Annotated in this window: 13 protein-coding genes; 7 read left to right on the top strand and 6 right to left on the bottom strand. The window is 61.8% G+C overall.

What is annotated here, in order from left to right:
• The 3 genes from D8U82_RS19680 to D8U82_RS19670 form a co-directional block, all read left to right on the top strand.
• Nucleotides 1–1,329: autotransporter domain-containing protein (locus tag D8U82_RS19680; RefSeq protein WP_130902795.1), on the top strand; the 1,329-nt coding region annotated here is incomplete at its 5' end.
• Between the two features lie 218 nt (nt 1,330–1,547).
• A complete protein-coding gene (locus D8U82_RS19675) occupies nt 1,548–4,625 on the top strand; it encodes an autotransporter serine protease (protein WP_130902794.1) in 3,078 nt (1,025 codons plus the stop codon).
• A 321-nt stretch (nt 4,626–4,946) separates the two neighbouring features.
• The gene (locus D8U82_RS19670) at nt 4,947–6,800 is read left to right on the top strand and encodes a polyurethanase (protein ID WP_130902796.1); all 1,854 of its coding nucleotides are present in this window, start codon (nt 4,947–4,949) and stop codon (nt 6,798–6,800) included.
• Nucleotides 6,801–7,030: 230 nt separating this feature from the next.
• On the opposite strand, the gene D8U82_RS19665 is transcribed toward D8U82_RS19670, so the two are convergent.
• Entirely contained in the window at nt 7,031–7,255 is a 225-nt protein-coding gene (locus D8U82_RS19665) for a YgdI/YgdR family lipoprotein (protein ID WP_016774830.1), read from the bottom strand.
• A gap of 195 nt (nt 7,256–7,450) precedes the next feature.
• Here D8U82_RS19665 and D8U82_RS19660 point away from each other — a divergent pair, with 195 nt between their 5' ends.
• The 4 genes from D8U82_RS19660 to D8U82_RS19645 all read left to right on the top strand — a co-directional run bounded on the left by D8U82_RS19660 (nt 7,451) and on the right by D8U82_RS19645 (nt 13,954).
• The gene (locus tag D8U82_RS19660; protein WP_130902793.1) at nt 7,451–9,103 is read left to right on the top strand and encodes a VRR-NUC domain-containing protein; all 1,653 of its coding nucleotides are present in this window, start codon (nt 7,451–7,453) and stop codon (nt 9,101–9,103) included.
• Entirely contained in the window at nt 9,100–11,430 is a 2,331-nt protein-coding gene (locus D8U82_RS19655; RefSeq protein ID WP_130902792.1) for an ATP-dependent DNA helicase, read from the top strand. The genes D8U82_RS19660 and D8U82_RS19655 overlap by 4 nt, the downstream gene beginning before the upstream one ends.
• Entirely contained in the window at nt 11,423–13,342 is a 1,920-nt protein-coding gene (locus tag D8U82_RS19650; protein WP_130902791.1) for a PAS domain-containing sensor histidine kinase, read from the top strand. The genes D8U82_RS19655 and D8U82_RS19650 overlap by 8 nt, the downstream gene beginning before the upstream one ends.
• A 78-nt stretch (nt 13,343–13,420) precedes the next feature.
• Nucleotides 13,421–13,954, top strand: coding sequence for a hypothetical protein (locus D8U82_RS19645; RefSeq protein ID WP_016774826.1), 534 nt, complete (start codon nt 13,421–13,423; stop codon nt 13,952–13,954).
• Nucleotides 13,955–14,194: 240 nt separating this feature from the next.
• Here the strand turns inward: D8U82_RS19645 and D8U82_RS19640 are convergent, their stop codons facing one another.
• The 5 genes from D8U82_RS19640 to D8U82_RS19620 form a co-directional block, all read right to left on the bottom strand.
• Nucleotides 14,195–14,644 (bottom strand): hypothetical protein, encoded by a 450-nt coding sequence (locus D8U82_RS19640; RefSeq protein WP_223631008.1) that lies wholly within the window; start codon nt 14,642–14,644, stop codon nt 14,195–14,197.
• 27 nt (nt 14,645–14,671) lie between these two features.
• Entirely contained in the window at nt 14,672–16,015 is a 1,344-nt protein-coding gene (locus D8U82_RS19635) for a cation:proton antiporter (RefSeq protein WP_130902790.1), read from the bottom strand.
• A 42-nt stretch (nt 16,016–16,057) separates the two neighbouring features.
• On the bottom strand, nt 16,058–16,669 hold the full coding sequence (locus tag D8U82_RS19630; protein ID WP_130902789.1) for a Yip1 family protein: 612 nt from the start codon (nt 16,667–16,669) through the stop codon (nt 16,058–16,060).
• A gap of 87 nt (nt 16,670–16,756) precedes the next feature.
• On the bottom strand, nt 16,757–17,614 hold the full coding sequence (locus tag D8U82_RS19625) for a glucose 1-dehydrogenase (RefSeq protein ID WP_016774822.1): 858 nt from the start codon (nt 17,612–17,614) through the stop codon (nt 16,757–16,759).
• Nucleotides 17,615–17,843: 229 nt separating this feature from the next.
• On the bottom strand, nt 17,844–18,998 hold the full coding sequence (locus D8U82_RS19620; protein ID WP_130902788.1) for a PatB family C-S lyase: 1,155 nt from the start codon (nt 18,996–18,998) through the stop codon (nt 17,844–17,846).
• Nucleotides 18,999–19,221: the final 223 nt, after the last annotated feature.

Genomic DNA, 19,221 nt, shown 5'->3' with positions numbered 1-19,221 from the left:
ACCAGCAGCGACCGCATCGTTGCCGGCGGCACGGCAACCGTCAGCGGCGCCAGCGTCAGCCTGGCGCTGGAAAACAGCCCGACCTTGCTCAGCAGCGCCGAAGCGCAAAGCCTGCTCGGTCGCCAGTACAACATCCTGCAAGCGGCCGGCGGCGTGCAGGGGCAGTTCGCTGCAGTAGTGCCGAACTACCTGTTCATCGGCGGCGCCCTCGACTACGCCGCAAGCGGCATTCAGCTGAATATCCAGCGCAATGCCACAAGCTTCTCCAGCGTCGGGCAAACGCCGAACCAGCGCTCGGTGGCGGCGGCAGTCGAAGGTCTGGGCGCTGGCAATTCGGTTTACGAAAGCGTGCTTCGTGCGCCGACTCAAGCCTCGGCGCAGCAAGCCTTCCAGCAACTGAGCGGCGAGATTTATCCAGCGCTGGGGACAATGCTGATCAACGACAGCCGCCAGTTGCGTGGTGCGCTCGGCGAGCGGCTGCACGATGAATCGGCGACCCGCAGCAACGGCTGGATCAAAGCCCTCGGCGCCTGGGGCAGCACCGATTCGGGTCACGACACGGCCGGCTACAACACTTCGATCGGCGGTCTGCTGGCCGGTGTCGACGGCGCGCTTGATGAGCAGACCCGCATCGGTCTGGTCACCGGTTATAGCGACAGCTCCTTGAGCATGGGCTCGGGCACGCATTCCTCGGCAAAAGTCGACAGCTACCACCTCGGTGCTTACGCCGGGCACGATCTCGGCGCCTGGCGCTTGAGCACTGGCGCGGCGTACAGCTGGCATCGCGGCGATGTGAAGCGCGATCTGCAATACGACGAGGTCAGCGCCAAGCAGAAAGCCAAGCTCGATGCGACCACCACCCAAGTCTTTGCCGAGGCGGCGTATCGCTTGCAGTTGCAAGCGTTGGCGCTGGAACCGTTCGCCAACCTGACCTACCTGCATCTCGACACCGAAGGCTTTACCGAGAAGGGCGATGCCGCTGCGCTGAAAAGCTCGGGCGATCAGCGCGATGCGGTGTTGAGCACCTTGGGCGTGCGGGCGAGCAAAACCTTCCACCTTTCCAGCCAGCAAGCGCTGGACGTCAGCGCGCGTCTCGGCTGGCAGCACAGCCTCAGCGATATCGAATCAGAGCAGCATTTGCGTTTTGCCAGCGGCGGCACGCCGTACTCAGTGGAGAGTTCGGCGCTGGTACGTGATGCCGCACTGGTCGGCGTGCAGGCCAGTCTGGCCTTGAGCAAGGACGTGCGGGTCAACCTCGATTACAACGGCCAACTGGCCAGCCGCGAGAAGCTGCATGGCGTTGGCCTGAGCCTGAACTGGCAGTTCTGATTGCATGTGTTTGAGCCCCTGTGGCGAGGGGATTTATCCCCGACTGCGCAGCAGTCGCAAAACCTGTGTTGATCGTTCCCACGCGCAGCAAAGGAATGCAGCCCGGGACGCTCTGCGTCCCATTGGAACGCGGAGCGTCCCTAGAGGCATTCCCACGCAGAGCGTGGGAACGATCAAGGCAAGCGAATTTTTCGCAACATCACTAAGGAAGGTCGTGGATGGATAACAACAATACCCCCGCGCAATCGGGTGGCCGCTTTGCCCTGAAAACCCTGACAGTCGCCATGCTCTGTGCCAGTGCGATGGCACAGGCAGCGCCTTACGTGGAAAACGGCCGCAGCGGCGATCCGTCGAGCTGGCGCAGCAATGAATTCAAGGCTGACTGGGGCCTGGGCGCGATCGGCGCGGATTACGCCTACGCCGCCGGCTACACCGGCAAAGGCGTGAAACTGGGCATCTTCGATCAGCCGGTCTACGCCGCGCATCCGGAGTTCTCTGGCAGTAACAAAGTCGTCACCCTGGTCACCAGCGGTATCCGCGAATACACCGACCCGTATATTCCGGTGAAAGCCGGCGACGCGTTCCGCTATGACGGTTCGCCCTCGGTCGGCTCCGACGGCAAGCTCGGCGCCCACGGCACCCACGTCGGCGGTATCGCTGCGGGCAGTCGCGACGGCGGGGTGATGCACGGCGTCGCATTCGGTGCGCAAATCATCAGCGCCGACAACGGCGACCCAGGCCCCGAAGATGGCATCGTGCGCGGCAACGACGGCGCGGTGTACAAGGCCGGTTGGGATGCGCTGATCGCCAGCGGTGCGCGGATCATCAACAACAGCTGGGGCATCGGCATCACCGACCGCTTCGACCTCGGCGGCCGCGATCCGGCGTATCCGCACTTCACCGTCAACGACGCGCAGTTGCAGTTCAACGAAATCCGCACGCTGCTCGGCACCAAACCCGGCGGCGCCTACGACGGCGCGATTGCCGCCGCACGCAGCGGCATCGTCACTATTTTTGCCGCTGGCAACGATTACAACCTGAACAATCCGGATGCCATCGCCGGCCTCGGCTACTTCGTTCCGGACATCGCGCCGAACTGGATCACCGTCGCCGCATTGCAGCAGAATCCGGACACCGCCAGCGCCAATCCGTACGTGATCAGCACGTTCTCCTCGCGTTGCGGCTACACCGCCAGTTACTGCGTCTCGGCGCCGGGCACCAAGATCTACAGCTCGATCATCGAAGGCACCAACTCCGACAACTTGACCACCGGCTACAAAAACTACAACGGCACCTCGATGGCCGCGCCACATGTGGCCGGTTCCATCGCGGTGTTGATGGAGCGCTTCCCGTATATGTCCGGCGATCAGGTCGCCAGCGTGTTGCGCACCACTGCGACCGACCTCGGCGCACCGGGCATCGACGCCTTGTACGGCTGGGGCATGATCAACCTGCGCAAGGCCATCGATGGCCCGGCGATGTTCGTCACCGAGCAGGACATTCCCGAGGAGTTCCGCGTTCAGGGCGCGTACGGTTCCGGCCAGTTCGTTGCTGACTTGCCGGGCATCGGCGCAATCATCGATCAGGGCAAACCCACCGAACGCGTATGCAGCGATATCACTTGCGGCCTCGACACCTGGCGCAACGACATTGGCGGCCACGGCGGTCTGACCAAGCAAGGCATCGGCACTTTGGTGCTGACCGGCAACAGCACTTACAGCGGCCCGACCCTGGTCAACCAGGGCCGTCTGGCCATCAACGGCTCGCTGCAATCGGCGGTCACCGTCAACAACGGCGGCATCCTCGGCGGCAATGGCCGCATTGGCGCACTGGCTGTGAGCAGCGGCGGTACGGTGGCACCGGGCAATTCCATCGGCACCCTGAATGTGGCAGGTGACGTGACTTTCGCGCCGGGTTCGACCTACGCCGTAGAGCTGTCGCCGACCAGCAGCGACAAGATCGTCGCGGGCGGCAAAGCCGTCATCGACGGCGCCACGGTGAGCCTGTCGCTGGAAAACAGCCCGACCCTGCTCAGCACCGGCGAAGTGCAAAGCCTGCTCGGCACTCGCTACAACATTCTGCAAGCGGCGGGTGGCATTGAAGGGCGTTTCGGTCAGGTCTTGCCGAATTACGCCTTCCTTGGCGGCACTCTGGATTACTCGGCGGGCGGCATTCAACTGGCGGTCGGGCGCAATGAGGCATCGTTCGCCAGCGTCGGTCTGACGCCGAACCAGCGCGCCGTCGGTGCGGCTGCCGAACGTTTGGGTGCGGGCAATGCGCTGTTCGAAACCCTGTTGCTGTCGCCCAACGCGGCGTCGGCGCAGCAGGCCTTTCAACAGTTGTCCGGCGAGATTCACCCGGCCATCGGCACGCTGCTGATCAACGACAGCCGCTACCTGCGCGAGGCCGTCGGCGAACGCCTGCGTGAGCGTGATCTGTTCAACGCCGATGCGCCGACTAATGAACGCAGCAACGTCTGGGTCAAGGTGCTGGGGTCGTGGGGTGAAAGCGATGGCGGCCATGACAATGCCGATTCCAATAGCTCCATCGGCGGGCTGCTGGCTGGCGTCGACGGTCTGATTGCTGAAGATACCCGTCTCGGTTTCGTCACTGGTTACAGCGACAGCTCGTTGAGCATGGGCAGCGGCACGCATTCGTCGGCCTCGGTCGACAGCTACCACTTGGGTGCGTATCTGGGCCATGAAATCGACGCGTTGCGCCTGACGGTCGGCGGCGCCTACAGCTGGCATCGCATTGATGTGAAGCGTGATCTGCAGTTCGGCGACGTCAGCGGCAAACAGAAAACCAAACGTGACGCGACCACCGCGCAAGTGTTCACCGAGGCCGCTTACGATCTGGGCCTGCAACCGATGAACCTGGAGCCGTTCGCCAATCTGTCCTACGTGCACCTCAACACTGACAGCTTCACCGAGAAGGGTGACGCTGCGGCGCTGAAGGGTGGTGAAGACAACCGCGACGTGGTGCTGTCGACCCTCGGCGTGCGCGCCAAGCGCAGTTTTGCCGTGTCGGACAAGCATCAGCTGGAACTGGGCGCCAGCCTCGGCTGGCAGCACAACCTGAGCAGCGTCGATGCCGACAGCCATCTGGTCTTCGCCAACGGCAATAGCGCGTTCACCGTGCAGAGCGTGTCGATGGATCGTGACGCTGCCGTGGTCGGCGTGCGTGCCGGGCTGGCGCTCAATCGCGACGTGCGGGTCAACCTCGACTACAACGGCCTGATCGGCTCGAACGAGAAAGATCACGGCGTCGGTCTGACCCTCGACTGGCAGTTCTGAGGCGTAACCGGCAGCGCTTCTCGGGCTGCCGGTTTTTCAAGAAAAGGGAGCGCTGCTCATGGGATTGTTCGAGTACAAAAATCCAAATGTGCAGAAGATCCAAATGTGGGAGCGAGCCTGCTCGCTCCCACAGGTACTGCGTACACATGATCATTCCCACGCTCTGCGTGGGAATGCAGCCGGGGACGCTCTGCGTCCCACAAGATCGCAGCCTTCGGCAGTTCCTACAGAGGCTGTGCACGATGTAATGAATGCTCCGGAGCCCCGCGCTCTGGCTGTGAGCTATCTCTGACAATTCCAACAACAAGAGAGGCAATGGCAATGGGTGTATACGACTACAAGAACTTCGGCACAGCCGATTCCGCGGCGCTGTTCAGCGATGCCATGGCGATCACGCTGTATTCCTATCACAACCTGGATAATGGCTTCGCCGCCGGTTATCAGCACAACGGCTTCGGCCTGGGCTTGCCGGCAACGCTGGTCACCGCACTGATTGGCGGCACCGATTCGCAAGGGGTGATACCCGGTATCCCGTGGAATCCCGACTCGGAAAAACTCGCCCTCGATGCCGTGAAAAAGGCCGGATGGACGCCCATCACCGCCGCGCAATTGGGCTACGACGGCAAGACCGATGCACGCGGGACGTTCTTCGGCGAGAAGGCCGGCTACACCAGCGCGCAAGTGGAAATCCTCGGCAAGTACGACGCTCTGGGTCACCTCACCGAACTGGGGATCGCCTTTCGCGGCACCAGCGGCCCGCGCGAAATCCTCATCGGTGATTCGATTGGCGACGTGATCAACGATCTGCTCGCGGCGTTCGGCCCGGCCGATTACGCAAAAAACTACGTCGGCGAAGCCTTCGGCAATCTGCTCAACGATGTCGTCGCATTTGCCCGGGCCAACGGCCTCAGCGGCAAGGACGTGCTGGTCAGCGGTCATAGCCTGGGCGGCCTGGCGGTGAACAGCATGGCTGACTTGAGCGCTGGCAAGTGGGGCGGTTTCTTCGCCGACTCCAACTACATCGCCTACGCCTCGCCGACTCAGAGCAGCACCGACAAGGTGCTGAATATCGGCTACGAAAACGACCCGGTGTTTCGCGCCCTCGACGGCTCGACTTTCAGCAGCGCTTCAGTGGGCGTGCACGACGCGCCGCATGCCTCGACCACCGACAACATCGTCAGCTTCAACGACCACTACGCCTCGAACGCCTGGAACGTGCTGCCGTATTCGATCCTGAACATTCCGACGTGGATTTCGCACCTGCCCACTGGATACGGCGACGGCATGACCCGCGTGCTGGAATCGAAGTTCTACGACCTGACCAGCCGCGACTCGACGATCATCGTCGCCAACCTGTCCGAGCCGGCGCGGGCCAACACGTGGGTGCAGGACCTCAACCGCAACGCCGAAACTCACAAGGGCAGCACCTTCATCATCGGCAGTGACGGCAACGACCTGATCCAGGGCGGCAGCGGTAACGACTATCTGGAGGGGCGCGCCGGCAATGACAGCTTCCGCGACAGCGGCGGCTACAACATCATTCTGGGCGGGCAGGGCAGCAACACCCTCGACTTGCAGCAGACGGTGAAGAACTTCGATTTCGCCAACGACGGCGCTGGCAACCTGTACATCCGCGATGCCAACGGCGGGATCAGCATCACCCGTGACATTGGCAGCATCGTCAGTAAAGAGCCGGGGTTTCTCTGGGGCGTGTTCAAGGACGACGTGCTGCACAGCGTCACGGCCACGGGGCTGAAAGTCGGCAGTAACCTCACCGCTTATGAATCGAGCGTAAAAGGCACGGCCAGTGCTGACATGCTCAAGGCGCATACCGGCGGTGACTGGCTGTTTGGCCTGGAGGGCAATGATCATTTGCTCGGCGGTGCGGGCAATGACGTGTTTGTCGGTGGTGCTGGCAATGACCTGCTAGTATCGGGCGGCGGGGCGGATACGTTTCTGTTCAATGGCGCGTTTGGCCAGGATCGTGTGGTTGGCTATACGGCCGATGACAAACTGGTGTTTCTTGGCGTGCAGGGCGTGTTGCCGGGGGATGATTTGCGAGCCCATGCATCGGCGGTCGGGCAGGATACTGTGCTGACGTTTGGTGGGGATTCGGTGACGTTGGTGGGGGTGGCGCTTGGGAGCTTGAGCGCCGACGGGGTTGTTATCGCCTGAGGTTGGTGTGGGGCCTTCGCCGGCCCCTTCGCGAGCAAGCTCGCTCCCACACGGGATCTGCGTCGTTCACACATCCTCCAGTAGGAGCTGCCGAAGGCTGCGATGTGATCGTTCCCACGCTCCGCGTGGGAATGCAGCCCGGGACGCTCTGCGTCCCACTCAAGAGCCGAACGCGGAGCGTCCGTGGAGGCATTCCTTTGCTGCGCATGGGAACGATCATTCAGGCCAAGTCAGTCTTCCTTGCGCACGGTCGCGACTTCATCGGCGCGAACCTTGACCTTGGCGCCGGAAATATCCTCGAACTCATAGAAACCGTCCTCGGTCTCGGTCTTCGGCATGTCCTCGGTCAGGTACTGGGTGCCGTTCTGCAGCGTCACCACGGTCTGGGTCGAACAGCCGCCCAGCGCCAACAGGGCTGCGACCGCTACAGGAATGCCCAGCATCTTGATTTTCATACCCACCTCTGACTCCTTGCTTGAATGTGATTGCGGGCATTGTCGGCCCTGTAACGCGGTTGGTGCCAGCAGCGGCGGAAAAGTTCGATGGCGGCGCGAAAAAATGCCATTGATCTTTTTCCGTTTGCGCCGGGCGGGGCTGAGCTGTTATCTGTACGCATAACCAGTGTTCGCTTGCCGTGGCTTTGAATTCCCGTGACCTCCAACCCTCTCGACGATCCGTTCTATTACCTCAACAACTTCCGACAAGTGCTTGATTGGCTTGGGCTTCGCTATGCCGATGTGATGAGCACAAGCGAGCACGGCTTTATTCGCGACTTCAATACGCTGCCGCAAGCCTCGCAGGGATTGCTGGTACGCATGGTCATGCGCAAGGGCATTCACTTTCGCGCGAGCAAACTCAACTATCTGGAAATCGGCGACATTGCCGAGGCGGCGCGGCCGTTGCTCGAACACGGCTGGCTCGACGAACACGCTGCGCTGACCCTGGCAGAGCTGTTTGATGTCCTGCTCAAGGCCGAGCTGCAGCAAGCGTTCGGCACCTTTATAGAACAGCCGAAAGGGCGCAAGGACGAGTGGCTGCCGGTGCTGGCCGAACAGTTCAGCGAGGCGCAGCCCCTGCGTGTCTGGGCGCCGCAACTGGCTGAGCGGCTGTTCAGCCTGACCCTGATGGACCTGTGCGATCGCCTGCGCCTGATGTTCTTCGGCAATCTGTATCAGGACTGGTCGGAGTTCGTGCTGGCCGACCTGGGCATCTTCACTTATGAAAAAGTCGAGTTCTGCGCCGACTCCCGAGGCCTGCGCAGTCGCGAAGACGTCGACGCCTGCCTGTTCCTGCATCAATGCCAGTTGCGCTTCGAAGCCGGTGAAGCGCTGGACGAGATCGTCGAACAGATCAACGCCGTGCAATTCGACAACCCGTGGCTGCGCCGCCGGCAAGCCAAGGCGTTGTTCCAGATCGGCCAGTACGCCGAGCGCATCGGCGACTTTGCCCTGGCCCTGAGTGTTTACCGCGACTGCGCTTATCCGGGCGCACGACTGCGGATGATCCGTGTGCTCGAACGTTGCGGCGAATACGCGCTGGCGTTGGAACTCGGCACGCTGGCCGAACAGGCACCGCAAAGCGCGGCCGAGCAGCAAGGCTTGCAGCGCATTGTCCCGCGCCTGCAGCGCAAACTCGGTGGCCCGCCGCTCAAGCGTGCCAAGGCCAGAGAGGTCGAGCGCCTCGACTTGCACTTGCCGCGCATCGATCCGGCGCGGTCGGTGGAATTTCACGTACAAGCGCACTTGCACGCCGATGACGGCCCGGTGCATTACGTCGAGAACAGCCTGATCAATTCACTGTTCGGCCTGTTGTGCTGGCCGGCGATCTTCGCGCCGTTGCCGGGTGCGTTCTTTCACCCGTTCCAGCGCGGCCCGGTGGATCTGCTCAGCGAAGATTTCCTCGAGCGCCGCGCCGAGCTGTTCCAGGCCTGCCTGGGCGAACTCGACGACGGCCGCTACGCCGAGACCATCCGCCAGCGCTTCGTCGACAAGTGGGGCATCCAGTCGCCGTTCGTGTTCTGGGGCGCGCTCAACGAAAACTTGCTGGAACAGGCGCTGGCCTGTCTGCCCGCCGAACACCTGAAACACTGGTTCAACCGATTGCTGCTCGACATCAAGGCCAACCGTGCCGGCATGCCGGACCTGATCCAGTTCTGGCCGCAGCACAAGACCTACCGCATGATCGAAGTCAAAGGCCCCGGCGACCGCTTGCAGGACAATCAGCTGCGCTGGCTGGAGTTCTGCCACGAGCATCAAATGCCGGTGGCCGTGTGTTACGTGCAATGGGCGGAGCAGAGCGCTTGAGCTACAGCGTTGCCGTGCGTGCACTGTGCGAGTTCACCGCCAAGACCGGCGACCTCGACCTGCGCTTCACCCCGTCACCGACCGCGCTGGAAGGCATCGTCGGCCATCGCACCGTGGCCTCGCGGCGCAGCGAGCAGTACCAGAGCGAAGTGGCGCTGCAAGGCGAATTCGGCGAACTGAAGGTCAAGGGCAGGGCGGATGGCTACGATCCGGCGCAAAACTGCCTGGAAGAAGTCAAAACCTATCGCGGCGACCTGAGCAAGCAACCGGCCAATCACCGCCAGTTGCACTGGGCGCAGGCGAAAATCTACGGCTGGTTGATGTGCCAGAAACTGCAATTGCAGCAGATCAATCTGGCGCTGGTGTATTTCGACGTCGTCAGCGAAAAGGAAACCTGCCTGGTTGAATCCCACAGCGCCGAGTCGCTTCAGGGGTTTTTCGCGCAGCAGTGCGCTTTGTTCCTGCAATGGGCCGAGCAGGAAATGGCCCATCGCGAAGCGCGCAATCTGGCCGCGCAGCAACTGGCGTTCCCGCACGCGGATTTTCGTCCCGGCCAACGGCATCTGGCCGAATCAGTGTTCAAAGCCGTCAGCACCGGCCGCTGCCTCATGGCCCAGGCGCCGACCGGCATCGGCAAAACCCTTGGCACGCTGTTCCCGATGCTCAAGGCGCTGGCGCCGCAGCAACTGGACAAGGTGTTCTTTCTCACCGCCAAGACTCCCGGACGCAAGCTGGCGCTGGATGCCAGCCAGGTGTTGTTCAGGCAAGCGCCGCACTTGCCGCTGCGGGTGATGGAAATGGTTGCTCGCGACAAGGCCTGCGAACACCCGGACAAGGCCTGTCATGGCGAATCCTGCCCGTTGGCCCAGGGTTTTTATGATCGCTTGCCGGCTGCCCGCGAAGCGGCCAGCCGCATCAACCTGCTCGATCAGGCGGCGATGCGCGAAGTCGCCGCGCAGCACAGCGTGTGCCCGTACTACCTGAGTCAGGAAATGGCCCGTTGGGCGGATGTAGTGGTTGCCGACTACAACTATTACTTCGACTTCAGCGCGCTGCTGTTCGGTCTGGCCCAGCTCAATCAGTGGAAAGTCGCGGTGCTCGCCGACGAGGCGCACAACCTGGTCGAGCGCGGCCGGCAGATGTACAGCGCCAGCCTCGACCAGTTCACCCTCGCCAGCGTGCGCAAAACCGCGCCCGCAGCGTTGAAGAATGCCCTGCAACGGGTCAACCGCGAATGGAACGCGCTGCATGCGCCGCAACTGGCGGCCTATCAGGCCTACGACAAGGCGCCGGACAAGCTCCTGCACGCCATCTCGCTGTGTTGCGCGGCCATTGGCGATTACCTCAACGAACATCCGCAAGGCCTCGACAGCGGTCTGCAGAACTTCTATTTCGACTTGCTGCAATTTGCCCGGGTCGCCGAGCTGTACGACGAGCATTACCTGTTCGATATCAGCAAACGCGACCTCGACCGCAAGCGTCCACTCTCGCAACTGTGCCTGCGCAATGTGGTGCCGGCGGCGTTCATCGGCCCGCGCCTGACAGCGGCGCGCAGCAGTGTGCTGTTCTCGGCCACGCTGAGCCCGCGCAACTACTACGCCGACCTGCTCGGCACGCCCGCCGACACGGTGTGCATCGACGTCGAATCGCCGTTCAGCGCCGAGCAGTTGCAGGTGCACATCGTCAGCCAGATCTCCACGCGTTTTAACCATCGCCAGGCCTCGCTGGAGCCGATCGTCGAGCTGATCGCCCGTCAGTTCAGCGAGCGCCCGGGCAATTATCTGGCGTTCTTCAGCAGTTTCGATTACCTGCAACAGGTCGCGACCTTATTGGCCGAGCGCCATCCGCACATCACTCAGTGGCTGCAATCGCGGGGCATGGCCGAGGGCGCGCGGCAGGCGTTTCTCGACCAGTTCAGCGCCGACAGCCAGGGCGTCGGGTTTGCGGTGTTGGGCGGCGCGTTTGGCGAGGGCATCGATTTGCCCGGTGCGCGGCTGATCGGTGCGTTCATCGCCACGCTGGGGCTGGCGCAGCTCAACCCGGTCAATGAGCAGATGAAGCGGCGCATGGCCGCCATTTTTGGCGCCGGCTACGACTACACCTATCTGTACCCGGGCATGCAAAAAGTCGTACAAGCCGCCGGGCGGGTGATTCGCACCCGTGAGGATCGCGGCACGGTCATGCTCATCGACGACCGCTTTGCCGAAAGCCGCATCCAGCAACTGCTGCCACGCTGGTGGGCGATCAAAAGCGAACCGGCGCTTTTCAAATCGACGGATTCACGCATACTTCAGCCCATGACAGTGGCTGGTGAGTGTGATGAGTGAGAACAACAGAACCGCAGCGATCGAAGACAGCCGTTTCCGGCTGCTGATCGACGCGGTTGTCGACTATGCGATCTACATGATCGACCCCGACGGTACCATCACCAGTTGGAACTCCGGCGCAAAACGTTTCAAAGGTTATGAAGAAGCCGAGATCATCGGCGAGCACTTCTCGCGCTTCTATACCCCTGAAGACCGCGCCAACGGCATGCCGCAACGGGCGCTGGACACAGCGATCCGTGAAGGTCGCTTCGAAGGCGAGGGCTGGCGCGTGCGCAAGGACGGCACGCACTTCTGGTCGCACGTGGTGATCGATCCGATCATCGACCCCGACGGCAAGCTGCTCGGTTTCGCCAAGATCACCCGTGACCTCACCGACCGCAAAATGGCCGAGGAAACCCTCAAACAAAGCGAACAGCAGTTCCGCCTGCTGGTGCAGGGCGTCACCGATTACGCGATCTACATGCTCAGCCCCGAAGGCTGCGTCAGCAACTGGAACCAGGGCGCGCAGCGCATCAAGGGCTATTTGCCGGAAGAGATCATCGGCCAGCATTTTTCGATTTTCTACACCCCCGAAGACCGCGAACTCGGCGAGCCGCAGCGTTCGCTGGAGATTGCCACCCGCGAAGGCCGCTTCGAGAACCGCAGTTGGCGGATGCGCAAGGACGGCACGCGCTTTCTTGCCCACGTAGTGGTCGATGCGATTCGCGGCGACACCGGCGCGTTGCTCGGCTTCGCCAAGATCACCCGCGATGTCACCGAGGCCCACGAAGCGCAGCAGGCCCTGGAAAAGACCCGCGAGGCGTTGTTCCAGGCGCAGAAGATGCAGGCGATCGGCCAACTCAGCGGCGGCATCGCCCATGACTTCAACAACCTGCTGACGGTCATTCTCGGCAACCTCGAGATCGTGCAGAAACGCATCGGCGACGCGCCGAAAATCGCTCGTCTGCTGGAAAACGCCACCCAGGGTGCCTTGCGCGGTGTTTCGCTGACCCAGCGCATGCTGGCCTTCGCCCGGCGTCAGGAACTGAAGACCGAATCGGTGGATATCCCGCAATTGGTGCAAGGCATCACCGGGCTGCTGCGCAGTTCGCTCGGACCGGGTATTCGTATCGAAACACGCTTTCCCGACGACCTGCAGCCAGTGCTGGCCGACAGCAACCAATTGGAACTGGCGATCCTCAATCTCGCCACCAATGCCCGTGATGCCATGCCCGACGGCGGCACGGTGATCATTCAGGCGCAAGCCGAAGTGGTGCTGGAACAAACTCATTCGACCCTCGCGGCGGGGCGTTACGTGTGCCTGAGCCTGATCGACAGCGGCGAAGGCATGGACGAAGCCACGCTGGCCTGCGCCCGTGACCCATTCTTCACCACCAAAGGCCTGGGCAAAGGCACCGGGCTGGGCTTGTCGATGGTGCACGGCTTCATCGAGCAGTTGGGCGGGCGCTTTATTCTGAAAAGCGAGAAGGGCCAGGGTACGGCGGCCGAGCTGTGGATTCCGGTGGCACTAGAGCAATCGGCCAGTCGCCCGGCGTACAGCAACGCCGCGCCCATTGCGGTGCCAAGGCTCAGCGTGCTGGTGGTCGATGACGATTCGCTGGTGCTGACCAGCACCAGTCTGCTGCTCGAAGACCTCGGCCACCGCGTTATCGGCGCGACCTCCGGCGCCCAGGCGCTGGCGCTGTTCGATCAGGGCGAAGTCATTGATCTGGTGATCACCGACATGGCCATGCCAAAAATGAGCGGCGCGCAACTGGCCCATGCCTTGCGCATGCTCAAGCCGGATCTGCCGATCATTCTCGCCACTGGATATGCCGAACGCCTGGAAGGTTTTGCCGCTCAACTGCCGCGTCTGCCGAAACCGTTCACCCAAGCGAGTCTGGTGCAGATCATCGCTCAATCGATGAAGTGACGCGCTGGTCGATCCGGCTGAACTAGTGCTGACGCGTGCCTTTCCAAAAGTCTTGTTCACTTTTGGAGGGCACGTCTCTTGTCTCGCATATTGACCCAGCCAAGCGCTGTTGAAGAAGCCTTGGCCGAACACGACGCCAAGATGTTTGGCTCACCCAAGGAACGCCTGGATTTCTATCGCCGGGAAATCCAGTACGAAACCAGCATCCTCGCCAACCGCACCGACGCCTACCTGGCGGCGCAGTCGTTTCTGGTGATCGCTTTTGCCTCGTGCATGGCTAACCTCAATCCGGAGTGGGGCAAGATGTTCACCCTCGTCGTTCCGCCGTTTCTCGCGCTGCTCGGGGTGCTCAGTTCATTGAATGCCTGGCCGGGGATTCGTGCGGCATACGACATCATCGATCACTGGCACTTCAAACAGAGCCAGTTGCTGCACAGCGAGCCGGTAATGGGCGCGGCGTATGACGAATCACCACTGTTCAGTGAGATGGAATCCAGCCACAAGGGCTATCGCAAGTCGCTGCTGTTCTCGGTGCGCACGCCGTGGATTTTTGCCACGTTCTGGGTGATGTTGGGGGTGTATGCGGTGTTTATTCAGGTGACCAATCCTTGAGGTGGATTGGTCGGGACAGGTGCTGGATGTTGTGGTGTTAATGTGATTTTACCCCCTCACCCCAGCCCTCCCGAAACGTCGGACCGCCCCCAAGGGGGCGAGGGGGAAAGGGAGCAGATTTTCACGCTTTTCAAAATTTGTATTCGACTCGATTTTTCAGGTCGATGAATAACGAAACACACCCCGGTCAGTCCCCTCTCCCTCGGGGAGAGGGCTAGGGTGAGGGGCTTTTGACTTTTATTACGCAGTTTCCAGCTCACGCCGCGCAGTTACAGCATTCTGCACCGCCGCCGGAATCGGCGGAAAATCCTCATTCAGCACACACAGATGATCAATCGCATCTTCAAATTTCGCATCGGCTTTCTTGCGCAGTGCCCGGTATTGCTCAAAGCGTTCGAAGTCGGTCGGCGTCTGTTCCAGCAGCGCGTTGGCCGCTCGGTTCAGTTCGTGGGCTTCTTCGAACAGTTGACGATTGCGTTCCAGAGCCAGTGCTCTGCAAGCCTTGATTTGCGCAGGAGTCGAGCATTCGTTCATGACCGTGACCTTGTTTGTGTCGGGGTTCCGTTTAATAGGCTGTTCACCGCAGGGGAACCGAACCTGCCGGGCCGCGCTGATGATTGGCGCGGTTAAAGTTGTGACCGTTGGGTCGCGCCCGGCGATCCATTTTTTTGCAGAAAAATCTTCGATCATTTCCAGCCAAGCGTAGCGGTCGAAGAATCAGCTTTTTCGTTGCTTCAGGCTTTCATAGCGCGCCAGCATCGGCTGCGTGCTGATGCCATGCAGCAGAATGCTCAGGGCCACCACCGACAAAGTGATGTCGGTGCAGACTTTGGCCACGTCTGAATCCAGGCCATGGTTCAGGGCGAAGAACAGATAGAACAGGCTGCCGATGCCGCGAATGCCAAACCAGCCGATCAACAAACGCTGCGGCCCGCTGAGCAGATTGCCCCACGGCATCAGTGCCACGCTCAGCGGACGGATCAAGCAAAACAGCACCGCGCCGATCCACAACGCCCGCCAGTCCCAGTGCGCTATCAGGACGACGCCGAGCAGGGTTACCAGAAACACTTCCATCGCCCGCTCAACCAGACTGCCGAACGCCAGCATGTCGCCCATCATGATCCCCGCTGCAACCTGGCTGTCTTCCAGTTGCTCGGTATCGCCATGCACGGCGTTCTGCGGTTCGACGTTCTGATGACCGACCACCGGCTGCACCAGATGCTCGGCAGGTGCCTGGGTGATGCCCGTGGATTTGACTTCCTCCTGACGCAGGCCCAGGCCAGCAGCGAAGACCGCAAGAAAGCCGTAGCCGCCAATGGCGTCGGCGACCACGTAGGACAGCGCGATCAGCGCGAGTGTCAGGTAATCGTTGGGGCCGAGGGTGCTGTCCTCGTTGTGAATGCGCAGCAATAGGGCGATCCGGCCGATGCCGCGACCCATGCCGTAACCGATTAACAGACCTGCCGGCACTGCCCAGAGCAAATCGTTTAAAAACCACTGTTGCAAGTCGCTGAAACTGCCGTCGGTGTGCAACAGCAGTAAGCCGAGGAATACGAAGGGGAAAGCCACGCCATCATTGAGCCCGGCTTCACCGGAGAGGCCGAAACGCACGCTGTCGATGTCCTGCGCATCATTGACCTGCACCAGTGCGGCGAGCACCGGGTCGGTCGGGGCCAGAATCGCGCCGATCAGCAGGGAAGGCCCCCACGGCAATTGCAGGCCCCAGTGCAACAGCAGACACACGCCGATAATCGTCAGAATCATCACCGGCCCGGCCAGACCAAAAGCGATGCGCCAGGTCTTGTTGCCCAGCGGCAGGCGCAATTTCAAACCGCAGACGAACAAGGAAAACAGCACCGCGACTTCCGTCAGATGCTCCATCCACAACGACGATTCCTCCAGCGGCAATTGCAGCAGGTCGAGGCCGCTGGGGCCGATGGCGATGCCCAGCAGCAGGCACACCGCCGAGGTGGTGACCGGCATCCAGCGCAACCATGACGACGTCAGGGCCAGCGTCAGCAGCACGGCGCCGAGCACCGCGACCCATACGCCGAAACTCATGACCGCTCACTGCGGTGAATTCTCAAGGACAGGCGCACCGGCTCAGCTCACGGTCGTGCGCAGGTACTCGGGGATGAGCACGTTGAACCACAGCAGAATCATCGACACCAGCATGGTCACCAGCACCAGCAGGCCAACGCCCCACACGCACGCCGAATACAGCAGGCCTTGCTCCCTGCGCTCATGCATGAAGGTCGGCAGGCCGACGAACAGCAGAAACGTCGAATAGATCGACGCCGCGCCGAGCACCAGAATTGCCAGCCAGCGGCTCGGGTACAGCCCGGCAATCCCGGCGAGGAAAAACGGCGTCACCGTGTAGGCGGCAAAACCGATGCATTGATTGAGCGTTGGCCGCGCATCGAACGATCGTGACATCCAGCGAATGAACCCGCCCATGACCGCGACACCCGCGACGATCGTCACGTACAGCAACACGCTCAGTTGCAAGGCGCTGGCCGTGCTCAGGCGCACGTTTTCACCCACGGCTAGGCTCCAGCCGACCTGGGTGGTGCCGATGAACAGGCACACGGCCGGAATCAGCGCGAGCAGCAGCAGATGCGCGAGATAGTGGCGGGGATGGGTTTCTTCTTCGCGGCGGATATCGGTCCAGGCGAAGTTGGGTTGGGTGAAGAGTCTGACGAGGGGGGCGGACATGACAACCTCCTGTTCCTGTTGGCCCGTAGGCGCTTACAGGTATGGAGAGATGCCATGCCGCTCGGGTTCAGTTTTTCTGCTGCACGGTTACAGCATCGGTTTGCCGCCGGTCACGCCGTAGCGCTGGCCGGTGATATAGCTGGCTTCGTCGGAGGCCAGCAGCACGTAAATCGGCGCGACTTCCACCGGTTGGCCGGGACGGCCGAGCGGGGTGCTGCCGCCGAAGTTCTGCACTTCTTCATCGGGCATGGTCGAGACGATCAGCGGCGTCCAGATCGGACCTGGGGCGACGCTGTTGACGCGAATTTCCTTCGGTCCGAGCATCTGCGCCAGGCCACCGGTGAAGTTGGCGATCGCGCCTTTGGTGGTGGCGTAGGCCAGCAGGGTCGGCTTGGGCATGTCCGAGTTGACCGAGCTGGTGTTGATGATCGACGAGCCGGGGCGCATGTGTTTGATCGCCGCCTGGCAGATCCTGAACATGGCAGTGATATTCACGTCGAAGGTCATCACCCATTCGTCATCGGGGATTTCTTCGAAGTTTTCGTGGGTCATCTGGAACGCGGCGTTATTGACCAGAATGTCGATGCGGCCAAAGCGCTCGACGGTCTTGTCGACCAGCGCTTGGCACTGCGCTTTCTCGGCGATATCGCCCGGCAGCAGGATGCACTGACGCCCGGCCTGCTCGACCCAGCGTGCGGTTTCCTTGGCGTCTTCGTGTTCATTCAGGTAAGCCACGGCGACGTCGGCGCCTTCACGGGCGAAGGCAATCGCCACCGCGCGACCAATGCCGCTGTCGGCGCCGGTGATCAGCGCGATCTTGCCGGCGAGGCGGCCGGAACCGACGTAACTTTGCTCGCCGCAGTCTGGATACGGTTCCATCTTGCGTTGCGAGCCGGGCACCGGTTGGGCTTGTTTCGGGAAGGGTGGTTTTGGATAGTCAGTCATCGCAGGGTCTCCTGATTTCAAGGCCAGTGTTTCGGGTTGACCCGGTGGGTTTGCCTTGAGTTCGATCGGATTTGCGCTGGATTTAGTTGGCTATGCAAAACCAATGTGGGAGCGAGCCTGCTCGCGAAAGCGGTCTGTCAGACGATAAATATGTCGACTGACACTGCGCTTTCGCGAGCAGGCTCGCTCCCACAGGGGATCACTTACACAGGGGAATCTCGGGGCAGGATCAGAGATTGCGGTTAGCCAAAGCCCGCTCCATCCGCGCAGTCCCTTCTTCGAGCAACGCCCTCGGGCAACCGAAGTTCAACCGCACGAACTGCTGATGCTGGTCACCAAAATCCAGCCCGGCGCTAAGCCCGACCTTGCCTTGTTCGAGGAAGAACCGCTGCGGATCCGGCAGGTCCAGCGCGGTGCAATCGAGCCACGCCAGATACGTGCCCTGCGGCACATTGATGGTCACGCCCGGCAGGCGCGTGCGCACCGCGTCTACCAGCCAGTCGCGGTTGGCCTGCAGGTAGGTTTTCAGTTCGGCGAGCCACGGCGCGGCTTCGCTGTAGGCGACGCGGGTGGCTTCCATGCCCAGCGGGTTGACGCTGTCGACCATGCCGCAGCGGGCGTGGTTGACGCGTTCGCGCAGGGCGGCGTCCTGGATGATCATGAACGAGGTCTTCAGACCGGCGATATTGTAGGCCTTGCTCGCCGACATCAGGGTGATCGTGCGTTTGGAAATCTCGGGGCTCAGCGATGCGGTGGGAATGTGCACGCGACCGTCGAAGCACAGTTCGGCGTGAATCTCGTCGGAGATGATCCACGCGTCCTGCGCTGCGCAGATATCCGCGACTGCCTGCAACTCTTCGCGATCGAAGACCTTGCCGATCGGGTTGTGCGGGTTGCTCAACAGCAGGGCGCCGCCGCCTTTCAGCGACTCGCGCAGTGCGTCCAGCGGCGTGGCGTAGGTGCCATCGGCCTGGGCGTTGAATTCCAGTTCGACCTTGTTCAGGCCCCAATGCCCCGGCGCATGACGCAGTGGCGGGTAGTTCGGCACTTGCACGACGACATTCTGCTGCGCCTGGACCAAAGCCTTGAGCGCCATGTTGAAGCCGGATTCCACACCCGGGAGGAAGATCAGCTCCTGCGGTTTGACCTGCCATGAATACTTGTGCCACAGGTCGGCGACGATGGCTTCACGCAGGTTGTCCTGGGCCACGCTGTAACCGAGCAGCGGGTGCAGCAGGCGCTGTTGCAGGGCTTCGACGATGACCGGCGGCGCGGCAAAATCCATGTCAGCGACCCACATCGGCAACACATCGGCCGGGTAACGGCTCCACTTGGTGCTGCCAGTGTGGTGGCGGTCGAACAGCTGATCAAAATCGAAAGTCATGCGCGGTCTCGTCAAGGCGGAGTTGGTTCTGCCGGACATTCTATGCGCAACTCGTTCCCTGTAGGAGTGAGCCTGCTCGCAATAGCGATCTGACTGATCGTTCCCACGCTCCGCGTGGGAATGCAGCCCGGGACGCTCTGCGTCCCAGTGGAACGCGGAGCGTCCCAGTGGAACGCGGAGCGTCCCTTGAGGCATTCCCACGCAGAGCGTGGGAACGATCAAT

It is taken from the genome of Pseudomonas sp. Sample_23 (assembly GCF_004307595.1).
GTDB classification, from domain to species: Bacteria; Pseudomonadota; Gammaproteobacteria; order Pseudomonadales; family Pseudomonadaceae; genus Aquipseudomonas; species Aquipseudomonas atacamensis.
The sequence above is the reverse complement of the archived record's forward strand: the minus strand, read 5'-3'. Positions and strand labels throughout refer to the sequence as shown.